Origin of the sequence: Microcoleus sp. B5-D4 (genome assembly GCF_036705145.1) — a bacterium.
Classification (GTDB): Bacteria; Cyanobacteriota; Cyanobacteriia; order Cyanobacteriales; family Microcoleaceae; genus Microcoleus.
In genome coordinates this window covers 1-23,904 of the sequence record NZ_JAUBTV010000042.1, presented here as the reverse complement: position 1 = coordinate 23,904, position 23,904 = coordinate 1, and the positions used below count along the sequence as shown (strand labels likewise).

22 protein-coding genes are annotated in these 23,904 nt (G+C 47.5%); 12 read left to right on the top strand and 10 right to left on the bottom strand.

Annotation, left to right across the window (positions count from 1 at the left end; genetic code table 11):
- Positions 1 to 159: 159 nt before the first annotated feature.
- Positions 160 to 522 (bottom strand): PEP-CTERM sorting domain-containing protein, encoded by a 363-nt coding sequence (locus tag QUB10_RS19385; RefSeq protein ID WP_333204671.1) that lies wholly within the window; start codon positions 520 to 522, stop codon positions 160 to 162.
- 471 nt (positions 523 to 993) lie between these two features.
- Positions 994 to 2,586, bottom strand: a complete 1,593-nt coding sequence (gene hflX, locus QUB10_RS19380) for a GTPase HflX (protein ID WP_333257124.1) — start codon at positions 2,584 to 2,586, stop codon at positions 994 to 996.
- A gap of 578 nt (positions 2,587 to 3,164) precedes the next feature.
- On the opposite strand from hflX, the gene QUB10_RS19375 reads away from it, so the two are divergent.
- Together QUB10_RS19375 and QUB10_RS19370 are read left to right on the top strand one after the other, a co-directional pair.
- Positions 3,165 to 3,377, top strand: a complete 213-nt coding sequence (locus QUB10_RS19375; RefSeq protein WP_333041855.1) for a chlorophyll a/b-binding protein — start codon at positions 3,165 to 3,167, stop codon at positions 3,375 to 3,377.
- A gap of 298 nt (positions 3,378 to 3,675) precedes the next feature.
- On the top strand, positions 3,676 to 3,954 hold the full coding sequence (locus tag QUB10_RS19370; protein WP_333204669.1) for a Photosystem I reaction center subunit PsaK: 279 nt from the start codon (positions 3,676 to 3,678) through the stop codon (positions 3,952 to 3,954).
- 151 nt (positions 3,955 to 4,105) lie between these two features.
- On the opposite strand, the gene QUB10_RS19365 is transcribed toward QUB10_RS19370, so the two are convergent.
- Positions 4,106 to 4,645 (bottom strand): DUF1349 domain-containing protein, encoded by a 540-nt coding sequence (locus tag QUB10_RS19365; RefSeq protein WP_333204668.1) that lies wholly within the window; start codon positions 4,643 to 4,645, stop codon positions 4,106 to 4,108.
- 15 nt (positions 4,646 to 4,660) lie between these two features.
- Positions 4,661 to 5,431 carry a CPBP family intramembrane glutamic endopeptidase gene (locus QUB10_RS19360; RefSeq protein ID WP_333204666.1) on the bottom strand — a complete coding sequence of 257 codons (771 nt, stop codon included), beginning with the start codon at positions 5,429 to 5,431 and terminating at the stop codon, positions 4,661 to 4,663.
- Positions 5,432 to 5,476: 45 nt separating this feature from the next.
- On the opposite strand from QUB10_RS19360, the gene QUB10_RS34285 reads away from it, so the two are divergent.
- On the top strand, positions 5,477 to 5,659 hold the full coding sequence (locus tag QUB10_RS34285; RefSeq protein WP_445300780.1) for a GNAT family N-acetyltransferase: 183 nt from the start codon (positions 5,477 to 5,479) through the stop codon (positions 5,657 to 5,659).
- 138 nt (positions 5,660 to 5,797) lie between these two features.
- Here the strand turns inward: QUB10_RS34285 and QUB10_RS19355 are convergent, their stop codons facing one another.
- Positions 5,798 to 6,112, bottom strand: coding sequence for a DUF433 domain-containing protein (locus QUB10_RS19355; RefSeq protein ID WP_333204664.1), 315 nt, complete (start codon positions 6,110 to 6,112; stop codon positions 5,798 to 5,800).
- A gap of 60 nt (positions 6,113 to 6,172) precedes the next feature.
- Here QUB10_RS19355 and QUB10_RS19350 point away from each other — a divergent pair, with 60 nt between their 5' ends.
- The gene (locus QUB10_RS19350; RefSeq protein WP_333154900.1) at positions 6,173 to 6,418 is read left to right on the top strand and encodes a DUF433 domain-containing protein; all 246 of its coding nucleotides are present in this window, start codon (positions 6,173 to 6,175) and stop codon (positions 6,416 to 6,418) included.
- Entirely contained in the window at positions 6,418 to 6,774 is a 357-nt protein-coding gene (locus QUB10_RS19345; protein ID WP_333204662.1) for a DUF5615 family PIN-like protein, read from the top strand. Before QUB10_RS19350 ends, QUB10_RS19345 begins: the two co-directional genes overlap by 1 nt.
- A 162-nt stretch (positions 6,775 to 6,936) precedes the next feature.
- Here the strand turns inward: QUB10_RS19345 and QUB10_RS19340 are convergent, their stop codons facing one another.
- Positions 6,937 to 7,776: an ATP-grasp domain-containing protein gene (locus QUB10_RS19340; RefSeq protein WP_333204660.1), complete on the bottom strand. Its 840-nt coding sequence runs from the start codon at positions 7,774 to 7,776 to the stop codon at positions 6,937 to 6,939.
- 151 nt (positions 7,777 to 7,927) lie between these two features.
- On the opposite strand from QUB10_RS19340, the gene QUB10_RS19335 reads away from it, so the two are divergent.
- The gene (locus QUB10_RS19335; protein WP_333204658.1) at positions 7,928 to 8,134 is read left to right on the top strand and encodes a hypothetical protein; all 207 of its coding nucleotides are present in this window, start codon (positions 7,928 to 7,930) and stop codon (positions 8,132 to 8,134) included.
- 133 nt (positions 8,135 to 8,267) lie between these two features.
- A complete protein-coding gene (locus QUB10_RS19330; protein ID WP_333204656.1) occupies positions 8,268 to 8,891 on the top strand; it encodes a Uma2 family endonuclease in 624 nt (207 codons plus the stop codon).
- A gap of 109 nt (positions 8,892 to 9,000) precedes the next feature.
- On the opposite strand, the gene QUB10_RS19325 is transcribed toward QUB10_RS19330, so the two are convergent.
- From QUB10_RS19325 to QUB10_RS19310, 4 genes are all read right to left on the bottom strand, one after another.
- Complete coding sequence (locus tag QUB10_RS19325) at positions 9,001 to 9,213, bottom strand: XisI protein (RefSeq protein WP_333204654.1); 213 nt, start codon at positions 9,211 to 9,213, stop codon at positions 9,001 to 9,003.
- Between the two features lie 12 nt (positions 9,214 to 9,225).
- Positions 9,226 to 9,369 (bottom strand): hypothetical protein, encoded by a 144-nt coding sequence (locus tag QUB10_RS19320; RefSeq protein WP_333204652.1) that lies wholly within the window; start codon positions 9,367 to 9,369, stop codon positions 9,226 to 9,228.
- Positions 9,370 to 9,552: 183 nt separating this feature from the next.
- Positions 9,553 to 12,426 carry a zinc-dependent metalloprotease gene (locus QUB10_RS19315; protein ID WP_445300779.1) on the bottom strand — a complete coding sequence of 958 codons (2,874 nt, stop codon included), beginning with the start codon at positions 12,424 to 12,426 and terminating at the stop codon, positions 9,553 to 9,555.
- A gap of 106 nt (positions 12,427 to 12,532) precedes the next feature.
- Positions 12,533 to 16,051 (bottom strand): hypothetical protein, encoded by a 3,519-nt coding sequence (locus tag QUB10_RS19310; RefSeq protein WP_333204648.1) that lies wholly within the window; start codon positions 16,049 to 16,051, stop codon positions 12,533 to 12,535.
- 614 nt (positions 16,052 to 16,665) lie between these two features.
- Here QUB10_RS19310 and QUB10_RS19305 point away from each other — a divergent pair.
- From QUB10_RS19305 to QUB10_RS19285, 5 genes are all read left to right on the top strand, one after another.
- A complete protein-coding gene (locus tag QUB10_RS19305) occupies positions 16,666 to 16,908 on the top strand; it encodes a hypothetical protein (RefSeq protein WP_333204646.1) in 243 nt (80 codons plus the stop codon).
- Positions 16,909 to 17,464: 556 nt separating this feature from the next.
- The gene (ppc, locus tag QUB10_RS19300; RefSeq protein WP_333204644.1) at positions 17,465 to 20,590 is read left to right on the top strand and encodes a phosphoenolpyruvate carboxylase; all 3,126 of its coding nucleotides are present in this window, start codon (positions 17,465 to 17,467) and stop codon (positions 20,588 to 20,590) included.
- 325 nt (positions 20,591 to 20,915) lie between these two features.
- Positions 20,916 to 21,533 (top strand): IS607 family transposase, encoded by a 618-nt coding sequence (locus QUB10_RS19295; protein ID WP_333204642.1) that lies wholly within the window; start codon positions 20,916 to 20,918, stop codon positions 21,531 to 21,533.
- A complete protein-coding gene (locus QUB10_RS19290) occupies positions 21,457 to 22,614 on the top strand; it encodes a transposase (protein ID WP_333204739.1) in 1,158 nt (385 codons plus the stop codon). Before QUB10_RS19295 ends, QUB10_RS19290 begins: the two co-directional genes overlap by 77 nt.
- A gap of 34 nt (positions 22,615 to 22,648) precedes the next feature.
- A complete protein-coding gene (locus QUB10_RS19285; RefSeq protein ID WP_333204640.1) occupies positions 22,649 to 23,785 on the top strand; it encodes a phosphodiester glycosidase family protein in 1,137 nt (378 codons plus the stop codon).
- Positions 23,786 to 23,904: the final 119 nt, after the last annotated feature.

Sequence of the window (23,904 nt, the reverse complement as noted above, 5' to 3'; positions counted from 1 at the left end):
GACTGAAGTCGCTATAGCTTTCTTCCTTCAACATCCGGCTCTATTTGCAGCGCACAAGCTAGGTGTCAAGTTATTTTTTATATAAATTTAAGTAAACAAATACTCACGCTTAAAAAAACGGAGACATTTTGAAGGCAAACAGGTTGGTCATCAGCCTGCCTAGCGCTGCGGACCAACCTGCTTGTTTCTCTTTCTGCACGAACAGATCATTCCTGCACCTGTCAGTAGGACTGCGATCGCAGTACCCGGTTCAGGAATAGCAGTTGATGATGCGTTTCTCAAAGGTGTGCTGTATATTTGGGACAAACTCCCCGGACTCGCCAATGGTGGGTCTGGTTGCGTTGGTGTTGGTTCCGGGCTGGGGGGTGTTGATTCCGGGTCGGGGAGACAGGCACTAGAGTAATTAAAAGGCCCACACACATCTACTTTTGCTGAAGCCGGAGGGGCGGCAGCTAGATAGTAAAACGCTGTTGCCATTGTGGCAGAGAGTCCAATTGCTAGTTTTGCCAGTGGCGTACACATAACTATTTAGTTAAACAGTGGTAAAATCGAAAAATAGAAATAGTCCTAGAGATTAGCGCTGTACGACGGGCAAGGATTTTAGAGTTCTTACAATCAATAAATGGATGTATTCTCTGGCCGACGTCTGTAAAAGATAGTATAGCGCTTGAGGTGAGTGCCCAAACACTTTCATAATAATATTATTCTCTTTCACTTTTACGTCGCGTACCGTGGTTGGGCCAGAGTGAAGCAACATCTTTTTGCAACCTCTGAACCAACAGCCCTTACAGCCATTAACAAAGAGTGTTTTGACCTTGACCGCGGCCTCCGGAAATTATTTATTTAACCGATCGCAAAATAGAGCTGCTGTATTGTACTTTGCCATGCACAATCTGACTACTCTTTTATAATCTCATAGTTCGACTAGATCTGTCCTCAGTATATGTACGTATATTCCCCCATGTCAACTATTCAAAAGGAATATTTAAGTGTTTACCGAGGGTAGAGGGCGTATTGAACGAGCTGAGCTAGTCTGTCGCGGAGAGTTTCCATCCCCAAACCTTTGGCCGCTGAAATAAATACGGCTTGAGGAAACTCTTCTCGGGCGAGGGCGAGAGTCTCTCCATCCACGGCATCAATTTTGTTAAAAACTACAAGGGCTGGGCCGGGAGTTACGGGCATATCGGTCAAAATATTCATCACCGATCGAATTTGGCTCTGCCACGCGGGATGGGAGAGATCGACGAGATGCAGCAAAGCATCAGCGTCAGTGACTTCTTCGAGGGTAGCCCGGAAAGCGTCGATCAAAGCGGGAGGCAGTTCACGAATAAAGCCCACTGTATCTGTCAGGACGATCGACAGGGGTTCCCCGGTGACGCCGGAAATGGTCAACCGTCGAGTTGTGGGGTCGAGGGTGGCAAATAACTGGTCGGCGGCATAGACTTCGGAATTTGTGAGCAGGTTGAGCAGAGTCGATTTACCCGCGTTGGTGTAGCCGACGATCGCCACTGAGGGTACGTCGTGATGATGCCGATTCTGCCGCAGCCGGAAGCGGTGCGCCAGCAGTTGATTTACTTCTTGCTGCAATCGAGAAATGCGTTTGGCGATCGTCCGGCGTTCGGTTTCTAGTTTGGTTTCCCCAGGGCCTCTGGTACCGATACCGCCACCCTGTCTCGACATTGCCTGACCGCGACCTCTGAGCCGGGGCAGGGCGTACTCTAGCTGAGCGAGTTCGACTTGCAATTTACCCTCGCTCGATCGAGCTCTTTGGGCAAAGATGTCGAGAATTACCTCTGTTCGATCGACAACGCGAAGACCTATCTGAGTTTCCAAGTTCCGTATTTGTGCGGGGGACAGGTCGCGATCGAATACAACGAGGTTAGCGCTAATCGTCTGAGCGGTGAGGGAAATTTCCTGAACTTTGCCTTCGCCGACGACTGTTTGCGGATGGGGGCGCGATCGTTTTTGGCGCACTGTTTGCAGTACCTGACCGCCGGCGCTTTCAACCAGCCGCGTGATTTCTGCCAGGCCGTCCTCAAACTCCAACTGAGTCATGTGCTGAGTCATGACACCTACTAACAGCACTTTATCTTGGTCTGCATCGACCTGCTTAGCGACAAACTCTGCTTGAAACTCTGCTTCGAGTCCTTCCACCAAATCCAGAAAGTCTTGGTCGGCGAGTTCGTCCAAATTCAGCGGTTCTGATATTTTCCAGGGAAAGTGTGGATTTTGAATTAGTGACTTGGGAATTGAAGGCTCTTCTATTTCATCAGTTGAATCTGGTTCTAACTGAGCGCTCAAAACAGAGAACTCAAAATTTGGCTGGTCTCCCTGGGGTATCAGGTGAGCGAGATAAGCTTCTTGGATGTAACCAGTCCCACCACCGCCGCGGCGCTGAAATCCTCCCCCCGTCAGTGTCAGCCAAACCAGGGCGTCCAGGCGCTGAATAGCCATTGCGGTGAGAGCTGCTTCGCTTGGGGTTTCTGGCTTGAGGTGGGTGGCGATACAGCGAATGCCGCTGAGGCGACCTCCCCCATACCGGGGTAATTCTAGGGGCGCAATCTGCGTTTGCCTGGGTGAACCCACCCCGACGCGAATTACTTGTCCGCGGCGGTTGATGTAGGTGCAGATTGGTTTGTCTATTTCCGTGCTGATGGCCGCGACGCGCTGGGCGAATTCCGCAGTGGTGATGCGATCGCCCGGTAGTCGCTGGTGGTAAAGCTTTTCGAGTTGCTTGAGCTGGCTGGACTTTAAACCCTGAAGATTGCCGTAGATGGTTTCGATAACTGTTTCTCCCGATCGATCTGTTTATCTCCTATTTTAGTTAACTCAAGGGCGATCGTGTTCGGGTTTTAAGTTGAAATTTACTAAATTTTCTTGCGTCTAGGAGCTGGCGGCTTCAGTATTGTCGAGTCACCAGCGCCGTTGTTTGTCGCTACGGGGCGATCGGGCTTTTCACAGCAGCAATCTCAACTTGCAGTTGTATTTAGTATCTACAGATACAGGCGATCGCTGAAAAATATCGCGAAACAAAAGTTAACACTTTTTTTTCCGTTTCAAAATCCTCCTTTAGACTTGTGTGTATCTTGAGCCTAGAGACAGATAGCAAAGCAGAAATTAGGCCGCTACCATGAGAAGCGAACATTGTTAAGGAATGTAAAAACATGGAAACTCGTCCTACTAACCTGCCTCCTACAGCTAATGCTTACAACGGCAAAGATCGGAATGCCTTTTTGTTTGGCTTCAACCCGCAAGCAGAACTTTGGAACGGTCGCTTAGCGATGATCGGTTTCTTAGCTTATTTGCTCTGGGATGCTGCTGGATATAGCGTTCTGCGCGACATTCTCCACTTTCTGCCTACCTACATTGCTCAGTAATGACGAGCAGTCTATCCTGTCTGGCAGCGTGAGGAAATGCCGCCACTGCCCGACAGGCTAAAAGTTACAAATGGCAGCGAGTATGGTTTTGTCCCTTTGTATCTTTCGTTACTTTTGAATGGCATTAAAAGACTTCTTGCTGTGATTAGATAATTACGGGTGGGGGCGCTGTCGCTGGCGCGGTTAATATTAATAGCAACAGATATTTATTACGTAAAGGCGATCGCCCCTGCTGTATTTTTGGCAAGAAATCTCATCGAGCATTTCTGATAATTTATGAAAAATAGGAGCATCAACGATGATTAACTCAAATTTACTGGCAGTAGTAGCATCGACTGTGACTGACACAGCATCAGGAAATTGGCAAAAGCCTCTAGTGATGTTTGTTTGCAATATCTTAGCATTGCTAGTTCTCAGCCGCCGAATTTGGTATCCCCACGTCGGGCCAAAAATGCCTTTGCCCTTCCCGTCTTTGTTCAACAATGTTAGCGTACCAGCATTTCTGGCTTGCATGAGCGCAGGTCATTTGCTGGGAGTATTCACGATTTTGTCGCTGAGTATCGACAAGGCTATCTAGTAGCAATTGCTCCTCTTTTGTGGCGATTTCTTGCTGCAATTTGTTTGTTAAAAAGCAGAGAAAAAATGGCAGGGGTAAGTGAAAAGCACTCACCCCTAATTTTAATTTTATATATGGAGTGGCGCCGAAATCGGTTTTTTTACCATCCACATTAGCTCAGCTTACTATGCTTAAAGCCTTCAAATTCGACTGCAAAGCCTTCACCTTGGGGAGCCGCACACATTAACCCAACTTGAACGATTGGTGACTCAGTTAAATAGGCCAGTCGCATCATTGAATAGTCTGACCCATTCAACGAGTATAGCACTTCCACCGTTTCAGCTCGGCGCTTTACCCGCAGCCACAGGGAAACAGGCGGCACTTCAAGCGGCATAACAGACCAATCGGAATAGTCTCGTGTCACAACCGCACTCACGTTTTGCACTCCCTCAACAAACTCAATACCGCACTTGAGCCAGATATTTTCGCTCTCTCGAATCATCAATCCTGCTTGATCGTAGAGCGATCGATAGCAACCAGTAATTTTGACTTCGGCTGTAAAGTCGCCTGAGACTTGACGGTAGTAAAAGTTGCCGTTATCGCGAATGAATCCGTAATGAGTGTGCCGCCAAAAGTCAGTCTTTGCGTCGGCGGTAATGTGGATAACATCGTTATCCTCATGCCATTGTAAAGGTTCATTGTACCATTGCATTGTTTCCATCTCCTGCTAACTTCCTCCAATTCCGTGCAGTACCAAGTCGGCCAAAAAATGAGATAACATAGCATATTCTAATCCCCAACGCCAGTAAAGAAAACCAAAGGGAATCCCTAAGAGGGCATTGAGCAAAATGGTTCGGAAAATCACGATTGGGGTTAGTCCCCAGAGATTGGCAGCCGCAGGCAAATGACCCACACCAAACAATATTGCCGCCGCCACAATTGCCAGCCAAAAAATCAATGTAGAGGGTTGCGGTTTGTCTCGCTCAAAAATCTTCCAAAGTAGCCACGCAATCAATGTCATACCGAACAGTCGCAGCAAGAGTTCTTCGGTGATGCCTCCGTAGAAGGAAGCTAATATGCGTTTCCAGAGGTCAATTTTTAACGCAGTTGTTGAAGCCATTGGCGGCATCCAAGGTTCAAACCCTAAACTCAATCCAATCAGGACGATTCCACCGATGCAGCCTACAATTAGCGCCGTGTTAAGGGCAGATTTAGATATTGGCGCGAAAGGCTGTCGATATACCAAAGCACGAGCTATGGGGGTATCAAGTCCGATCGAGTTACCGAGGCGAAGCCCAATCCAACAAAAGAGAATTAGAAAAATTCCGGTTTGCAGGGCGGAGGCGATCGCCACAACAGGTAGCGGTGCAGGCAATTGACTTAGTGCCGGATTGAGAGACAGGGCATAAGGGAACACCGCCAAGCTTCCCAAACTACCCAGAAACGCCCAAAACAATGCCAATCGGAAGTAATGATTTTTTGCAGTGTTAGCAGACATAATTTTTGAGAAAAAAACGAATCAATTACACTAAATCAGTCTTGAATATTTGAAACATTAAAGCTCGATCGCATTTATGCAACTTGTCTCAGGCGGAATATAGCCTCGGCTAAGGTGCTAGAAAAGCTGGGGATGACGCAGGAAGGTAGCCAAAAACAGCGTGTTTTTCACCGAGGGCAGTTTGAAGAGCTCGAACTTTACAGTTTAGTTAAGGAGCACAAGTGTTGAGTCTTGTTACCAAACTTTACTTCATTGCCGATATTCCTCCTACACCCCCTAAATTTATCCGGTAAACATCAGTTTCTCTTTCCCAGTTTGAGGATAGTGATTATCTTGTAGATTTTTCTGTGGGCGATGTATGATTTATTATCTTAGCATTTCATATTTACCAAAGTTGCTGTGCAAAGCTTCAAGACCCTTGGCTTCTGCTGCTTGATTGAGCAAATAAGTTTCAATTTCTTGGGTGTTGGCATGATAGTAGGTGAGTGCGGCGTAGACTTCGGCGAGGGTGAGATGAGAAATGCGATCGCAAATCTCTTCAGCATTCAATCCTCGCTTGTACCAGGTTAGGATGCGGCGAATGGTAACGCCTTTACCGACGACGATGTGGGGACATCCACCATGCAGTCCGGGAGTGCGTGTAATGAGCGTACCAATGTCAATAGATATTGCTGCGGTCATAAATTTTATAATTTTAACTATGCTGATAATAGATGAAAACCCTATAGAGGCGCACTGGCTATGAACTGGAAAGCACACATTCACTCAAATCCTAAAATTCTGCTTGGCAAGCCTGTAATTAAGGGGACACGAATATCAGTGGAGTTCGTTCTAGGGTTATTTTCAGAAGGTTGGACGCAGCAACAAATTCTAGAAAACTACCCAACACTTAATGCTGAATCTTTACAAGCTGTGTTTGCTTTCGCGGCGGAGTGCCTCAAAGAAGACGTATTTTACACGCCTTTACTGTTTGCTGAGGCAAGTTAATGCGGTTTCTGGCAAATGAAAATTTTCCACTCCTCAGTGTACGAATTCTACGGCAAGCGCAGCTTGAAGTCGCTTCTGTTACCGAGGATTCTCCAGGTATTGAGGATTCCGAGGTTCTGGCTCGTGCAGCGGATGAGGAACGGGTGATTTTGACGTTCGATCGCGATTACGGCGAACTTATTTATCGCTTGCGGCTGCGCTCGCCAAGAGGTGTCATTTATTTGCGGTTTCGTCCTCACACGCCGGAAGAACCAGCATCAATATTGTTAAATTTATTACAGACCGAAGGATTGCAATTTGAGGAACGGTTTACGGTGGTGGAGCGCGATCAAATTCGTCAACGCCCCCTACCGTAGTTATTGCCGGAAGCAAGTAGTTGTGGGGATTGAGGCAGGCTTTGGGTGACGATATTTCAGAGTATTCAGCTTGAAGTGGCGATCGAGGAATTATATCGCGGTGTGAGTTTCGATCGATTGAGCAACGGGTAATTTTGACGTTCGATCGCAAGGTGCCAAATATTATATCCCTTGCTGCTTCTGGACCCACCGCTTCCAGGCCGCCTCTGATGCTTCTCTCACAACTAAGCTCAAATCACACTGATACAAGGCTGAACACGATAGAAAATTAATCTCTAGAACGTAAGCCAAATTACCAGAACAACAAAGATCTAGAACCCAAATTGGGTCAGGCTGCCATTGTTGTTGCGCCACCGCTTCTGCTACTTGTCGCACAATCTCAGGCATTCCGGATTGATAGTAAGGTTTCTCAATCTGCCGATATTGAGAAGCACACAAGATTTGCCCTTCGGCAATAATCACTCGCCATTCTGCTTCAATGGACTGTTCCGGTGCAACCACCACCAAAATGTTCGGGTCTTCGAGGTAATGGCGTTTCATAAAACTGTCTAAGTCCGTCACTTCTCTAGGAGAATACAGACTACCTGCAAAAGGTTTAAGTGGACTGTTGGGACGGATAAACAAACGTTTACTCTCCTCAATGTTGAAAAGTAATTTAGGCTTTTCAACCACAGAGGAAGACAACTCTGATAGCGGCCAAATATAACCCCCTGCATTCAACAGCCAAGGTTTAAGATGAGGATAATAGGCTGTGCAATGATAATGTTCAATAGTCCCGATAATTCCTGGTGTCCAAGACAAATCCCAACTGATAATCTGTTCAGCTATATAGAGTGACCCATAGAAGATGACACACTCTGTTTGGGGAAAGAAGCGTTGATAGTCTGTTATGCCTCTGGTATAGTCAACAATCTTAACATTGTGTCCTTGCTTGCGAATCTCCGTTGCAAGTGGAGCCATAGAGCAGCCAAATACACCATCTTCTAGAATCCAGCTAACCATCTAGCTACCCTCGCCCAAGTCATATGCCAGATTAATTTATTATTGTAGCGCAAATTTCGACTAAAAACCAGGAGCGATCGCCCACACCAGTCTTGTTATCATTAAAATCAATGGCTGCAAAAGGAAGCTTAGACACTGACAGGTGAATGCCATGCAAGCCAAACTTCAACAACAACTTTCTCCTGCTGATGCCGAAGTCATTTTGAGACGCTTGCCAGAACGAATTCAAGCGGCTCCGATCGCGCGTGCTGCGGAAATTGAATATCCGATCGCAGTTTCGATCGCCATTTCGATCGCCAGTTTTCTCGACACAGAAGCATTAGGTTTCGTAGATTCCAAACCAGGGCGCGGGCAGTAAAAACGAGAAGAGGTGTCAAAGTTTACGGTATACTTCGTTAACGCACCCTACAAGAGCAGCGATCTATCTCTCTACCTCACGTTAAGCTGGAAACAGACAACAGAGAGCCAACCTACGCAAAAGGTTAATATCAATGGTTGCGATCGCCCAAAAAACCCTTTCCTTCGAGGAATTTCTCAACTGGGATGACGACTCCGGCAGGTCATTTGAGCTAGTCAATGGAGTTGCCATGCCCCTGAGTGAACCCACAGCCAAACATGAGGATGTCGTCGATGGTTTATGTCGTCTCTTGGTAGATCATTGCCAATCCTTGAACCTTCCCTACGTTCCTCGACAAAGTAAACAAGTCAGATTGAACGCTGCCCCGGGTGAAAGTGAATCGAGTCGTAAAGCCGACATTGTGGTGTTTGCCAAGGAAGAATGGGTCAGAATGCGTCAAAGTTCTGCCTCTGCTGCTGCCTATATTCCACCTCCCTTGGTGATCGAAGTTGTCAGTACGAATTGGCGGGATGATTACCGCATCAAATTGAATGAGTATGAAACTTTAGGAATCCTGGAGTATTGGATCGTTGATTATGCAGGGTTGGGAGGCGTTCAGTATATTGGTTCTCCAAAACAGTCTACGGTGACTATCAACCGCTTAATCGATGGTGAATATCAGGCACAGCGATATCAAGGAGAAGCCATTATTGTTTCTCCAACTTTTCCTCAGTTGGTATTAACCATCGCTCAAATTCTTGCCATGACAGAAGTTTAGTGTTTCTAACTTATCTGTAAGGTACTCCATATTGCCAAAAAATTATTAAGGTACGATATACGCTATCAAGCTGATATTATCTAAAATTTTCGTCAAGAGGGAGGAGAAACTATGCGATCGCATATCCAGTGTACTCTCGGACTTCCGGTGGATGAAAAGCCAGAACAATCCGATCTTTGGGTACGCCAGAGGCGACGAGTTCATCAGTGATGCCGTCTTCAATACCATCATAATGAATCCAGATTTTGTCATTGCGAATTTCGGCATGAACCACATAGCCATGAACTCGCAGATGATTTTCCCAACCTTCATGTATCAGCATAAAATGGTTGCGTTAGCGAAGCTTTCCGAAGGAATCGCGGCTGACCACCACATAGGTAATCACCTCCCCATAAGTATAAGGAAGATCCGCATAGTATTGGAGAATTTTCTCCAACGTTTCACGCCATTGATCTACGGGTTGATTTGTGGTTGCCATTGGATAATCTCCTCCGTGTTTGAGTCAAAACCGATCATGCGAAAACCTGGTTTCTTTACTTAATTATTTTAACTTGACTGAGATTCTAAGAAACCGGGTTTTTTACCGAATCTGCGGGTTGCAACGAAATATTCTCGTAAAAAACCCGGTTTCTGGGCCCCTATGCGTAAGCCCTATATAAAATTAATTAGACTGAATTTGCGAATTCAAAACCTTAGAAATTCGATCGCGCGTTTCCTCCAAATGAGCCCGCGTATAAGCATCCGCATTCCGATCCAAATTCCGAATACTCTTGCTCAAACCCTCCCGCAACTGCCGCAACTCATACCAAGCCAAACTCCGCGCATCCTCTGGAACACTCGTTTTTCGCAGCACCATTCCGATCAAAATTGCTAAATGTTCCCGCTGCAAAGAACGCCGAAAAGTTGAAATTTGCATCTTCTTTTCCGGCTGCAAAACCTCTTGCCAGATATCCTTTTGCACAGTATTCAACACTTCCGGCAACCTCAAAGCAGTTTCCGGCGCGGATTTTAACTCTGCATCCCGCAGTCTCGCCAAACGCATCGGAGATAGCAAAACCCGCAACACAAACCGCTGCAAAAAAGTAATTCGATCGCCGATCGGGTAATCTAGAGGAAACACCAAAGCCGGACTTCCCCAGTGTTCCCAGCGCGAAGGCGCCAATTTATTCAGCAATTCCGGCGCAAAACTAAACGCATCCGGCGCAAAAACGTACTTTTCAAGGGTTGCTAATGCTTCTCGCTGCACAGAAAGTTCGATCGGCACAAACGGCAACTTCCCATTAGTATCTCCAGGGCGAATCCGATTAAACGACTGCCCCCCCACATACAAAGTCGCATTCATCACCTGCTGAACATAATACCCGAACACCGAATCAAACATCACCCGCAGTTCGTTATAACCGTCTTTCCCAACCGGAATTCGCTTTTCCAAACGCTGCCACATCGCCCTAGCATTATCCAATTGCCATTGCGAATACCTCAGCATATTGGCGCTGAGATCAAAGGTATTTGCAGCGGGGTCAAGAATATCAACAGAATCCTCATCCGGCGCGTAAGCTAATTGGGGTTGGGCAGCGAGGCTGGCAATTTGTTGCAGCGCTGGTAAGTCGCTGTTGGGGTCCCGGCCGCCAATCACCTTGTAACCATACTCGATCGCCCAATCGTCGTAAGGCCCTACAATCGTTGGAAAATAGTCGCCCTGCACAGTTCCCTGGGGTGCCAAATTAATCGGCACATAATCCATCACCGACGAAATCATACCTTGCGTGCGAGTTACCTGAGTATTGTTCAAATCCTCCGGTTGCAGCATCGTACTCCCGTGAAAATTGTGCCTCAAACCAAGAGTGTGACCGACTTCGTGCGCAGCCAAATATCTGATATATTGATTAACATAATTGTCAATCGCCCCACTGCTAGGCGCTGCATTTTCCAACAGATCCATCGACATTGCCCCCATCGCAAACTGGCGGCTCGATTCCAACCCAAAACACATATCCGAACTCGACATCAACCGCGATAAAGGCGAGCGCTTTTGCTCTTGGTATCTTTCTACCAAAGTCGGCAAATCATCAGCCATTCCACCTTGAGCATTGTCCCCGCTGCTTTTTCCTAAATCCCCATTTTCTAGCACATTCAAATAGCGAGAATACATCCCGAACTGACAGGGATTGGTATTAGAACCGTTTCGCCCTTGAAAACTCTTAGATAGCGATCGATTTTGTTCCACCAAAGACCGATAGCCCTGTTTGATTTCCCGGACAACATTAGCATCCAACAGAATGTCAGCATCCAAAATTTCCCCCGTCAAGGGGTTAGTACGAGACGGCCCGATGCCGGCAAACTGAGGCTCAAAAGAACTCGACCAGCGGATAGTATTGTAGCGAACGTCAGCCGGGTCCCATTTAGCATTGTCCGGCATTTGTTTGACCTGAATTGCCTCAGTAAAACCTGCCTTTTCAAAAGCTTTGTTCCACTCCAAAACTCCCTCGCGAATTGCGTTTCGGTATTCGGGAGGCACATTATTTTCAATCCAAAAGACGATCGGCTGTACCGGAGGCGACATCGGCGCCGTCGGGATTTGCTTTTGCAAATGCCAGCGATTGATATAGCGAACAAAAGGCTCCCGGCTGCTCTTGTCAGAAAAGTCCTTATATGCTGTAAGGAAATAGCCCACTCGCTCGTCCGCAAGTCTGGGGCGGTAGCCGTTATTTAGCGGCACTTCCGAGAAACTGTAGTGAATGCGGAGGTTAAAAGCCCGACTGTCAGGAATCGAAGGTAAATAGTTAAGCTCACTGTCATTATCGCTAGAAAAACCATAGACCGAAGCAATCTCCACATTCAGCGGAAACGCTTTAACATCTTTAAAAGAAGACTTATCTGCATCGATCGAGTACGAAGCGCCCAAAAGCATCGGCAAAATCGCTTTTACCCCTGGTAAATCGCGTTTGTCGCTCATCAGCAAATCGCCTAAATCGATTAGCAGAGTTTGTCTTTGCGGATGAATGCTTTTGAGAGGCAAAGAATAGAGAATCGACTCGCTAAATCCCCGTGCTACCGAACCTGCTTGCGGATCGCCCGGACTTGTGCGAAAATTTATATTTGGTATCACAAACTGCACGTTATTTTGGACGCGCCGCAGTTGAAACAAGAAATCGCCGATCGGCATTCCGCTCAAAATGCCAGCTTCCCCCAAACCCGATGCCAATGTCACAAAGCACAGGAACTTTTTGTCGAGTTGTTGCGGTTTAATTTCCAGATATACTTTATCAGTTGCTTGATTGCGGTAAAGAGTAAATAGTCCCTCTAACTTTTTCGCGTCTTTGACAACCTCTTCAAAGGGTGCCAGAGTTGGCTGTTCGCTACTTTGTTCGTTGCTGGGCGGCCCAGATGATAAAGCTAAAGGTAAAAAGAAACCTTTATACAAACTGAAAAAGAAAAATGCTAAAGATAATATAAAAAATATCAAAGGCAGATTTTTTCTAGGCTTTTTTATCTGTGTATTTTTGCTATTTTCAGGAAATATCAATCTTTTCATTTTCAGTGTCCAGCCGCAGGAAAGAATAGTTTTGAGATAGTCGCGTCGCACTCGCAACGTTGGGAGCATTTAACTTCTAAAATAACTCACCACTCAAAAATTATAACTACTGTTTCGCCGGCCAGGGAATCATGGGATCTTGAGCCAAGCGCTTAGAAACTGCAACTGCACCGTAACGGTTGAGGTGGCTGGGGTCGGAAAAAGATTCCCGCGCCTGGGGCCACAATAAACTCTTATCTAGGAAAATTAGTCCGCTTTGAGCTGCTAATTCTTGCATATATTGCCGGAATTCTTGTTCGTAACCTGTCCGCACCGGGTCTAAATAATCTTCAGTCAGAGGCATATTAACAAACACCAGATTGATGTTGCGAACTTTGGTAAATTCGATCAGATTTTTGAGTGCTAGAGCTTGTTCGCCTACCAATTTAAAATTTTGATAGTCGGAGTCGTAATAACCAGATACTTTCGGGTGCTTCTGAAAGTAAGTTTCGGGATTGAAGCGTATATCGATCGGCAAAAAGCCATTTGGTTGATACTCGCTGACTGGTTTACTCATAGCAGTGGGCTGGGCATTTTCCGTAGTTTGTTCACCCAGGGCTACAGTTTGGGGGCTGTCGGTTGCCACAGGGGCTGAGGGATTAACGATCGATCGCAAAAACCCTTTAAGTCGATCGCGCTTTTTGTAAGTTGCAGAACCATCAACCAACTTTTGACTCACCAATTGCTGAACATTAGCTTGAGCTTCTCCCAAATTGTTCACCAATTCAGTCGCAGTCGCCACCGGATTGTTGGCGCTTTCCTTCGATGTTTCGGATTCTAATTGATTGGTGCGGATCAGAAAACTACCCCGGCTCAATTGTCTGTAACCTTCCGAAGAAGCGATCGCGTTAAAAGTCAAATCCGGCCGCCCGCTGTTGAGAGCCCTCGCCCCATCCGCCAACACCAGCAATTTTGGCAGTTGTTGCGGCGGCAAAATCCGGCGGATGAGCGAATCTACAACCTGGAGAGTAGCTCCATTAACCCCAAAATTGTAAGCCCTCAGCCCCGGGTAGCCCGAAGCTGCCAAAGCGGTTTCCAAAACCGCCGGGTCGATGCCCCGCAGCGCCCTCGAACTACCGACAATTAAAATATCCGGCGGTTTTTTGTGCAGGTGAATGTACTCTTGATAGCGCGCTATCTGATCGTCAAGCTGCTCGCTCCTCAAAGTCGGGAACACCGGAGGAGCAGAAACATCAGCTACAGGAACGCTAGTATTTCCCGGTTTCGTAAACCCAGAGCCATTGAAAGCCTCTTGCTGGTTGGCTTCCGGCGACGGCTGCAACGGAGTTTGAGGCAAATTCACCTCCTCAGCAGGGGGAACGGGGTTCGGGGTTTCCTTCGGCAGTCGGGCTGTAACGTCGCCAGAAGCCTTGGGAGCTGAATTTTGACAATTTGGGCCGCTGCAAACTTCCGAGACGCTAGGAGCTTGACTGACCGTCGCAGATTGCAGAAATAGACCGAGGAGCCAATCGGTATTGAAAGTCAGCAGACAGCCGGCGATCGCCCAAATCACAGCCATGCCTGCTGCGCGATCGGCTCTCACGCCACCGGGCGCAGCAGCATTCGTGGATAAACCATCGTTAGGAACAAACAAACCCGAAGCCACAAGCGGTTGCACCGCAGCTTGAACTAACTGCTCGCCCAGATTGTATCCGGGGAGTCTGATTTTGAAACGCGGCCGCCAGGAGTTGGGCATCGGAGCATCGAACACCAAATTGTCGCCCAAACCCGAAAAACTCCCATCCTCCTCCGGCGCAAACTCCGGCACCGGTTCCTTTTCCAACACCGCCACTGGCGAGGGAACCGGTGCGGGTGCCGTCGCTGATTCCTCGTCAACAGCCGTTCTGAGGTCGATTGCGTAGCGCCACAGAGGCAGTTTCTGGCCGGCGCGCCGTCCGTAGACTCGCACCCCAGCCACTCCCGGAATTTGTAACTGTCGCAAAAATTTGACCACCGGCTGGCCTATCTTCGACTGAGAAGGGCAAGTCAGAGCTTCTGTCATGACGTGCAGCACGTTGGCTTTTTGCAGCACGACAGCCCGAATCCCTCCTGTTTCCAGCTTGCGTCTGAGATTGGGGTTGAGCAACCTGTTCAATAAAAAAGTCAAAGCCAATTGGTCGCCCTCGATCGCCAGCGTTCTAGCGTTCGCAGCCAAGTCGGGGTGGTGGGCTGCTGGCAAGTCTACCCAGTCTATCCACACGGGGGACTCCGGCGCCGCCTGAGAGTCCTTGGCTGGTTCTACGCCGTAGATTGTAGCTGCGCGGATGCCTTGGGGTGCAAAGGAGGCTAACAAAGGGGCGATCGCGTCGGTGGTTTGCTGCTTGTCGGGGTATTCTTGCCTTTTAGGCTTTTGTCCTTTTTTGGCAGTTTTGCTGCAAAACAGATGGAGGGTTGCTTCTTTGAGGGTAGCTCGCACTTCGACTCTCGATGCAGCCAAGTGTTGATTTAGCAGTTTGGCGATCGACTGTACGTCTCCCCACCTGGCCCATTCCTTAAGAATTTTGTCCGGCGAAGTCAAATCCACTCGCAGCAGCCAGTCCGGCTTCGCTTCGCCGCTGACTTGGCTGGCGATCACGGCTTCCCGGAAATCCTCTAGTTGCAGTTTCCGTAGCCTGCCGGCGATGGGTTCGGCCAGCAATGAGGGGTCTGGGCTGTAAGCTGACTCGCACAGCACCAGCAGTCGGCGTTCCTTGGGCTTGATATTTTCCGGCCCATTCACCGGCAGGGTTTCTCGGCTGGTTTTGAGTTCTTTTTCGCGAATGCTTACTTTCACCGAAACTCCCATCGGCCCTAGGATTTCGCTGAGATAGCTGGCGATCGCATCTGGATAGCCCCGGCGCGCCAAGGTTTCCGGCGAAACCGTTAATGTTCCATCAGGATCGCCCTCGCCTGAGTCAGCTTGGGGGGATTGAATCAAAGCCACTGCGCCACGGTTGGCTTTCTGCTGCGGGGGAACGGCGGAACTAAAAGCTTCCCGCGTCGCAGCAGCCGAAGTGTCGATCGTCACGGGGGAAGTTTCAAAAGCTTCTGGGTATTCAATGCGGGAGGCGATGGGCAGACTGTCGGCGTCAAAATCCAGTTCTTCCCGTACTTGCGGCGGGTGGGCTGCTGTTTCTACTGGTTTTGGTGTCTGTTTGAGTTTCTGGTTGTCATTCTTAAATTTGCCGAAAAATCCGCCTCTTTTAGGGCTTGCTGGCGGTTCGTCGGGGGAACTCGCTGGCGGGGGCACTTCGGCAACTTTTGGTTCCGGTTGCTGTGGCTGTTGCTGTCGCTTGGGACTGCTGCAATCGAGCCGGACTGTCCAGTCATTTTGTCGGGAACCGATTTTGCGGCCGCACAGAAACAACTGGTAAATTTTAGGTCGATCGGGCAGCAGTTGCGTTAAATCAGTGTGTTCGAGGGCGTTGGTAAATCTCGCCGTCACCAATTCTTGAGACGGACACTGCGCTGCTTCGCACAAAATGTGCAGGTGATTTCCCCGCAAACGCGCTTGTACTTGAACTTCGGGAAGCCCTAAAGCTTCCCCGGCCCACTGCGAGGCGCTCGATCGATTGTCTGCCAATATGCTCCCGTTCGCATTCAACATGAAACTCTAAATTTTGCCAAAGCTGGTTTTGTTTTCTAGAAATAGCACAGTTACAGATTTTACAGACAATTATTTGATTTGCCGAGCCTCACCGTTTTGTCTGGTTTAAGCCATGCTGGACTTAGTGTCTTGCCTTGTATCCCCTCGGCTTCGAGTCGTTGGGGAATATTTTTTTGATAATACCTCGACATTTTGGCACAGATAAGTCCAAATTAAGCCAAGCAAGAAGTTATTCGTCATTAGTCATATCGTTTCCGTTTGCATCCGAATAATAATTAAACCTCTCTCATAATTCTTGTGGAACAGGCAGAATGCCTGTTCAAGACTGGCTTTTCGGGAAATGTCTATTATTTTCTGACTGTAGTGCTGGGGTTTCGCCATGCTCCGCGGAGAGAGTCCCACGAGCGCCTTCGGGGAGTATCCCGATTTTATACAAAGCGTTTTTTCCGAGTGCGAGCTTATGATCTCGCGACAAGATATTTATAGACTTGTCTACGGGGGGACGATCGCTTGCAGGATATCTTTCGTCGGATGTCACATTTTGATCTCAGAAGTTATTAGTCAGAAAACAGCGGTCAAGATGATTATTTGCCCTGTAAACTGAGGATTACGGATTGACACAGGAGGAATTTATGCCGTCGGAAAACCAAGACTTGCTCAAAACTCAAACACCTAACAGTCCAAAGTTGCCAGTTCCCTCAGACATTTTATTGAGCTTGGTCGCCTTACCCATGCTGGGCGGGTTGGTGGTGGCTAAAGCTGCTGCTGAGTTTGTTGCGTCGATCGGCGTTGAAAGCGAAGAAGTCTTTCGGGGTTCGCGCCTTCCCGTACTCAACTTTCCTCAATCACAGGATTAGAAAGCCCAAGGAAGGATGCTGCAGCTAGAAGTTAAATTTTGTGACCAGGAATTTCAAAGGTGGTACCCGCCACGTGATTTATCCGTGGAATCAATCCCAAATCTCAAATCGAAAATCCTCAAGAAAGAGCATTTATCTCGCGCAAGTCAATCGAAAATCTCAAATCTCAAATCGATTGACCCTGCCCAAAAACGGATACCAGCCCGCGACAGGAGTCGGGGACAGATAAAAATTTTCGACCCTAGTTCAACTTCCCAGATTCTTCTTTGGAGTAAATCTCAAATTGTTCGACTTGGCGCGACTCAACTCACTTCTGGCCGATCGTCTCACGCCGATCGTCTAAAATCTCAAATCGCAAGTCAAGTGATCTGAAAGCTTGACAATAGGTACAATCTGTGGTTTGAGAATTAATCTTTCCTTATAATTTGTACATAAGTGCCTTCTACTTTCTACGTTGCAATAAGTTGTCTCAGATTTGACTGCAAACAAAAGTGTTTTAGGCGAAACTAAACCATACAATTTTCACAGACACCCGCAGCTATTGAGGAACAGCCCGATGAGTTCAGTCCTCCAGTCTTCAGAACAGGCTATTGATGCAACATCTATTTCCCATTCTCCCGCTTACTCAAAATCAGACCTGTTTCTGCGAAATCGCCTCAAAGTTGTAGAGGACTTGTGGGAATCGGTGCTGCGACAGGAGTGCGGACAGGAATTGGTGGATTTGCTCCAACAAATGCGATCAGTCAATTCCGCCGAGGGACAAGCCACTCACTTTCGCGAGTCGAATGTCGTACAGCTAATCGAAAAGCTCGACCTCAACGCCGCCATCCGTGCCGCTAGGGCTTTTGCACTGTATTTTCAGTTGATCAACATTGTCGAACAGCACTACGAACAGCGAGACCAACAGCTAGCTTACGCTAGCAGCAACGATGCTGGTGGGCGGATGTTTTCTAAGCTGCCAGGACAAGCAACTGATGCCCCCGATCGCCCGCGCCACCGGGAAGGCCCAGTCCCAGCCCAAATGGCTCCTCGCGGTGCAGACAGCGGCGAGACGATCGCCCGAGATGCCGGCACTTTTCACCAACTGTTCCCGATGCTGCTGCGCTTGAACGTGCCCAGCCAGCAAATCCAGCGCTTGATCGATCAGTTAGACATCCGCTTGGTATTCACCGCTCACCCGACGGAAATTGTTCGCCACACGATCCGCACCAAGCAGCGACGAATGGCGAAGATTCTCCAACAGCTAGACCAAGTTGACGAGAAATTTCAGGTGATCGGGGCCGACTCTCCAAGCCCCTACCCGGTGTCTTGCTGGGAAGCGGCGGCTCTCCAAGAGCAACTGATGGAAGAAATTCGTCTCTGGTGGCGCACTGACGAACTGCACCAGTTCAAGCCGACTGTACTTGACGAAGTGGAATACACTCTCCACTACTTCGAGGAAGTTCTGTTTGATGCTATTCCCGAACTCTACCACCGCCTCAAGCAAGCTCTGCACGCTTCTTACCCTTATCTGAAACCGCCTAGTTACAATTTTTGCAAGTTCGGTTCTTGGGTGGGATCGGACAGGGACGGCAATCCTTCTGTGACTCCGAAAGTTACTTGGCAAACGGCTTGCTATCAGCGCCACTTAGTGCTAGAGAAGTACATCAGCGCGGTGAAACGGCTGAACGAACTTTTGAGTTTGTCGCTGCACTGGAGCGACGTGCTGCCGGAATTGCTGGAATCTCTCGATCGCGACAAATCGGAATTCCCGGATGTTTACGAGCAGTGGGCGATTCGCTATCGGCAAGAACCCTATCGGTTGAAGCTGGCCTACGTGCAGCAGCGACTGGAAAATACGCGCGATCGCAATTGGCGGCTCTACAAAGGAGACGAGTTGCAGCGGGAGCGCGAAGCTTTGTCAGAACATCCCGGAATGACGGGCCTTTATCGATCGGGCGCTGAGTTTTTGACCGAGCTGCAGCTCATCGAGCACAATTTAGTGGAAACAGGTTTGAGCTGTCGGGACTTGGAAAATCTGCTGTGCCAAGTAGAAATTTACGGATTTAATTTGGCTTACCTAGATATCCGCCAAGAGTCAACAGTACACTCCGAGGCTTTGAGCGAAATTGCTGAATACTTGCAAATTTTGCCCAAGCCTTACAATCAAATGTCGGAATGCGATCGAATTATTTGGCTGGCAACGGAACTGCAAACTCGCCGCCCTTTAATTCCAGCAGAATTGCCATTTTCTCCCAAAACTTGCGAGACGATCAATACCTTCCGAATATTGCGGCAAATGCAGCAGGAGTTTGGCCCGGAAATTTGCGAAACTTACGTGATTAGCATGAGCCACGATGTCAGCGATTTACTGGCCGTTTTGCTGTTAGCAAAAGAAGCCGGACTTTACGATCCGGCGACAGGAATTAGCAACATTCAAGTAGTTCCCCTGTTTGAAACGGTGGAAGATTTGAAAAAAGCGCCGGAAGTTATGCAGCAAATCTTTGAACTGCCGCTTTATCGGGCTTTGCTAACAGGAGGATACGCGCAGGAAGTAGCGGAAAAAAACGCAGAAAATCTCAAATGCCCAATCGAAATTATTAAATTGCAAGAGGTGATGCTGGGATATTCCGACAGCAATAAAGATTCGGGTTTCCTCAGCAGCAATTGGGAAATTCACAAAGCTCAAAAGGCTTTGCAAATGGTTGCGGAAAAATACAATGTAGAGTTGCGGATTTTTCACGGCAGAGGCGGTTCGGTAGGGCGCGGCGGCGGGCCTGCTTACAAGGCAATTTTGGCTCAGCCTGGAAAGAGTATTAGCGGGCGAATTAAGATTACCGAACAAGGCGAGGTTTTGGCTTCTAAATATTCTTTGCCGGAGTTGGCGCTTTACAATTTGGAAACTGTGGCGGCGGCGGTAATTCAAGCGAGTTTGCTGCACACTGGTTTTGATGGCATCGACCCTTGGAATGAGATTATGGAGGAGTTATCGGCGCGATCGCGATCGCACTACCGCCATTTAATCTACGAACAGCCGGATTTAGTCGATTTCTTCCACCAAGTTACCCCGATTCAAGAAATCAGCCAGTTGCAAATTAGTTCTCGCCCGGCCCGTCGCGGTGGCAAAAAAGACATCAGCGGTTTGCGAGCAATTCCGTGGGTGTTTAGCTGGACTCAAAGCCGCTTTTTACTTCCTTCTTGGTACGGTGTCGGTACAGCTTTGCAAGAGTTTTTGCTAGAGGAACCGGAAGAACACATGAAACTTTTGCAGTATTTCTACTTGAAATGGCCGTTTTTTAGAATGGTAATTTCTAAGGTGGAAATGACTTTATCGAAGGTGGATTTGCAGATTGCAGAACACTACGTGCAGGAGTTAGCTTTGCCTGCTGATAAGGAGCGTTTTAAGGCTTTATTCGATCAAATTGCGACCGAATTTCACTTGATTCGCGATTTGGTTTTAACGATTACCGGACACCAACGTTTGTTGGACGAAGATCCATCGCTGCAGCGATCGGTGCAGTTGCGAAATGCGACGATTGTGCCTTTGGGTTTGTTGCAGGTTTCGTTGCTGAAACGCTTGCGGCAGCACGGTAGTGGCGGGGTTCCGGGGGTGATTCACTCGCGTTACAGCAAGGGTGAATTGTTGCGGGGAGCTCTGCTGACGATTAATGGAATTGCTGCGGGGATGCGGAATACCGGCTAGGCAAATAGTTGTGAGTTTTGAATTAGTAGCAAGGTGCGTAAGCGCGCACCTTGCTACTGGTAGTTTCAGAATTCAGGCGATCGCCCATTATATAGCCTTTCTCAGATAGATGAGGTACAAGTTTAGATTTTAGATTTTAGATTTTAGATTTTAGATTGGGGGATTGGGGAATTTTTAATTAATTGGTGAATACCTCATCTTTCCGAGAACCGCTATAGTCACAGCCATAGAAAACTGTTAATGTGAAATAAATAATTTTCCGGAATTTTCCGGTAAATGCTGGTAGATGGTGGTAACTTAGATTAAGAACATTCTACCGCCACCGATGACCAAATATGTCACACCGCGAGAAGCTTGCAAAATCCTGCAAGTCTCAGAAAAAACGCTTAGAAACTGGGAGCTTGCCGACAAAATATCAGCAATCAGAACTCCCTCCAACCAGCGCCGCTACGACATTGACAGCGTTCTCGGAACAAAACACAACCGAGTCACAGCTATCTATGCCAGAGTCAGCAGCTACAAACAGCGAGAAGACCTCGAAAGACAAGTTGGCTACCTCCAAAGTCTCTACCCGCAAGCTAAAGTCTTCAAAGATATCGGAGGCGGACTCAACTTCAAAAGAAAATCACTGCTTGCCCTTTTGGGACAAATCATGTCAGGATCTATCTCAACAGTTGTGGTCGGACACCAAGACAGACTGTGCCGGTTTGGTGGCGACCTCATCAAATGGATCTGCGAGCAGAACGATTGCGAACTCATGGTTCTCAGTAGAAGTGAATTGTCTCCAGAGCGAGAAATGGTTGAAGATATCCTTGCCATCATCCACGTCTTCAGTTGCCGACTCTACGGACTCCGAAAATACAAATCTGCTATCAAAGAAGATCCGAGTTTACCCGGAAATCGGGCTAGCAGCGAAATGGAGGACTTGGATTGCAGCAAGTAGATGGTGTTACAACCAAGCAATTGCTATTGTTAAAAACGAAAGAATTGGCAAGTACGACTTAAGAAAAAAAGTAATGGACTTGGCTCCTGCTTGGGTATCAGAGCAACCTTACAACCCGCGACAAATGGCAGTATTTCAAGCTTTTGAAGCACATAAAGCAGCTAAGAAGTCAAAAGGAATAGCAAAGTTTAGAAGCCGTTTCGACGCATCTCAGACTATCAGGTTCCAAAAGTGTAATTGGAAATCCGGGACTTTTTATCCGCTGTCTACTAAGGGGTTAAGCTTTAAAGCATCGGAGCCTATTTTTGAAGAAATGCAACACGAACCAACACTAAGCTTGAGCGACGGGCAATGGTTTATTTGCTATGCTGTTGATGCACCTAAAATAGAAGCGATTAAAAGCGATTTAGCTATTGCTTTAGACCCCGGCGTGAGAACTTTTATTACTGGCTTTGACGGCAGTGAATTTATCGAAATAGGAAAGAATGATATCGGTCGTATCTATCGACTGGCAAGACATCTAGACAAATTAATGTCACGTATAGGGTTGAGCAAAGGAAGGCAACTCAAGCGGTTGAGGTATTGCTTGAGAAAGTCAGCAGCAAAAATTCGGATTAAGATTAAAAACTTAGTCAATGAATTGCACAAAAAAGCTGCTAAACATTTGACAGTCAAATACAAATTAATTTTGTTGCCGACCTTTGAAACGCAACAAATGGTCAAGAAAGGCAAGCGCAGACTGGCAACTAAAACAGCTAGAGCGATGGTAACTTTGAGTCATTATCGTTTTAAACAAATGTTGAAGCATCAAGCCGCTAAACATGGGGGCTTTGTAGTAGACGTAACAGAAGAGTACACATCGAAAACTTGCTCAAAGTGTGGACATATCCACACTAAATTAAACGGGTCTAAAATCTTTAAATGTCCAGAATGCGGACACACTCTGGACAGAGATTTCAATGGCGCTTGCAATATTTTATTGAAAGCTTTGAGAGATACCTCCCTGATAGAAAAGCTTGCAGCTTTCTCTATCTTGCCATACACGGCAAATTCTGGCTTAGTCCTGAATTTACCGGGTTAAATGTATCTGTTCGCTATCCTAGCTGAGATTTTTTATGTCTAAACGCAAACAGTCTGAAGGTTGTCGCCCGATGCTGCGGCGCACTTTTTTATTTTTAACGGGTATAGCTTTGGCGCGGGTTGCGGCTGACTATTTTGCGATCGCCCAAAACCGAGATACTTTCTTGACTCTGGCGGCTCAACTGTGGCAAAAGTCACTCGCTTTTTTATCAAGTATACAATCAAATCAAACTCCTCAACCTCTCCCTACCAATCCCATTGTAAAATGGGCAAAAACCAATCAACCTCTGCCGAGTAATCCTATTGTAAAATCGCCCGAAAATTCTCCGGTCACGCAACCGTCTCAACCTCAAATTATCAAACGTTCTGCTAAGCAAGCAAAACCCGTACAAGTCAGCAGCCAAAATGTAGCTGGCGCAAGTTTTTATCTCACAACTATTGACCTCGCAGACCCCGAAATTTATCTCACAATTGGGTTAGCTAATAATGCAGACTTTGCAAATACTTCTAAAGTCACGCGGGGCGACGAACCTTTTGAAAATATGGTGTCGCGTTACCGGGCTGCTGTTGTTGCTAACGGGACTTTTTTTGGTAAAGATGAGCAGAAATCTGTGCTGGGAAATATGGTGGCGGCGGGTAAGTTTCAGAAATACAGCCGATGGGAAAATTACGGCACGACTTTGGGAATTAAAGCCGGAAATCAATTGGAAATGGTGACGGCTAGGATTGAAGGTAAGCCGGATTGGAGTCAACATTGGTTTTCTCTGACTTGCGGGCCGAGATTGGTTAAAGCGGGGAAAGTTTGGCTGTCTCCTTTGTCGGAAGGTTTTAAAGATGCTGGTGTTTTGGGCGTGGGTTCGAGAACGGCGATCGGCTTTCCGGCTTCGAGAGATAAGTTATTTTTGGTGACTTTTCTTGATAGTTTGTCTTTGGAAGCAGAAGCTAAAGTTATGCAGGCAATCGGCTGTTTTGAAGCGATGAATTTGGACGGGGGCGCTTCGGTGGGTTTGGCTCATCAGGGGCAGATTTTATTGCCACCGGGACGGAATTTGACGAATGTGCTGGTGGTTTACGATAAAGAATATCCGGCGCCGGCTCAGTTAAAGCAGTCTTGGGAACGCTTTCAAAAGGGTGCTCGACCAACGCCGGACAAATCAGTGTTTTTTGATTGATCTAGCAGAAGGAAATTCGGCAACGCGCACTGAATCGGGATCTAACCCACATTCCGCACCCCCAACTGGCACATACGCGGATTGAGGAAGTAAAAGTGAATCATCGGAGATAATAATGA

Bases quoted from the DNA above. Each gene is read 5' to 3' on its own strand.
- QUB10_RS19330 (WP_333204656.1), top strand. From the start codon at position 8,268: ATGGTTGCGATCGCCCAAAAAACCCTTTCCTTCGAGGAATTTCTCAAC.
- QUB10_RS19345 (WP_333204662.1), top strand. From the start codon at position 6,418: ATGCGGTTTCTGGCAAATGAAAATTTTCCACTCCTCAGTGTACGAATT.
- QUB10_RS19340 (WP_333204660.1), bottom strand. From the start codon at position 7,776: ATGGTTAGCTGGATTCTAGAAGATGGTGTATTTGGCTGCTCTATGGCT.
- QUB10_RS19360 (WP_333204666.1), bottom strand. From the start codon at position 5,431: ATGTCTGCTAACACTGCAAAAAATCATTACTTCCGATTGGCATTGTTT.
- QUB10_RS19335 (WP_333204658.1), top strand. From the start codon at position 7,928: ATGCAAGCCAAACTTCAACAACAACTTTCTCCTGCTGATGCCGAAGTC.
- QUB10_RS19355 (WP_333204664.1), bottom strand. From the start codon at position 6,112: ATGACCGCAGCAATATCTATTGACATTGGTACGCTCATTACACGCACT.
- QUB10_RS19325 (WP_333204654.1), bottom strand. From the start codon at position 9,213: ATGCTGATACATGAAGGTTGGGAAAATCATCTGCGAGTTCATGGCTAT.
- QUB10_RS19350 (WP_333154900.1), top strand. From the start codon at position 6,173: ATGAACTGGAAAGCACACATTCACTCAAATCCTAAAATTCTGCTTGGC.
- ppc (WP_333204644.1), top strand. From the start codon at position 17,465: ATGAGTTCAGTCCTCCAGTCTTCAGAACAGGCTATTGATGCAACATCT.
- QUB10_RS19375 (WP_333041855.1), top strand. From the start codon at position 3,165: ATGGAAACTCGTCCTACTAACCTGCCTCCTACAGCTAATGCTTACAAC.
- QUB10_RS19370 (WP_333204669.1), top strand. From the start codon at position 3,676: ATGATTAACTCAAATTTACTGGCAGTAGTAGCATCGACTGTGACTGAC.
- QUB10_RS19365 (WP_333204668.1), bottom strand. From the start codon at position 4,645: ATGCAATGGTACAATGAACCTTTACAATGGCATGAGGATAACGATGTT.
- QUB10_RS19385 (WP_333204671.1), bottom strand. From the start codon at position 522: ATGTGTACGCCACTGGCAAAACTAGCAATTGGACTCTCTGCCACAATG.
- QUB10_RS19295 (WP_333204642.1), top strand. From the start codon at position 20,916: ATGACCAAATATGTCACACCGCGAGAAGCTTGCAAAATCCTGCAAGTC.
- QUB10_RS19320 (WP_333204652.1), bottom strand. From the start codon at position 9,369: ATGGCAACCACAAATCAACCCGTAGATCAATGGCGTGAAACGTTGGAG.
- QUB10_RS19315 (WP_445300779.1), bottom strand. From the start codon at position 12,426: ATGAAAAGATTGATATTTCCTGAAAATAGCAAAAATACACAGATAAAA.
- QUB10_RS19285 (WP_333204640.1), top strand. From the start codon at position 22,649: ATGTCTAAACGCAAACAGTCTGAAGGTTGTCGCCCGATGCTGCGGCGC.
- QUB10_RS19310 (WP_333204648.1), bottom strand. From the start codon at position 16,051: ATGTTGAATGCGAACGGGAGCATATTGGCAGACAATCGATCGAGCGCC.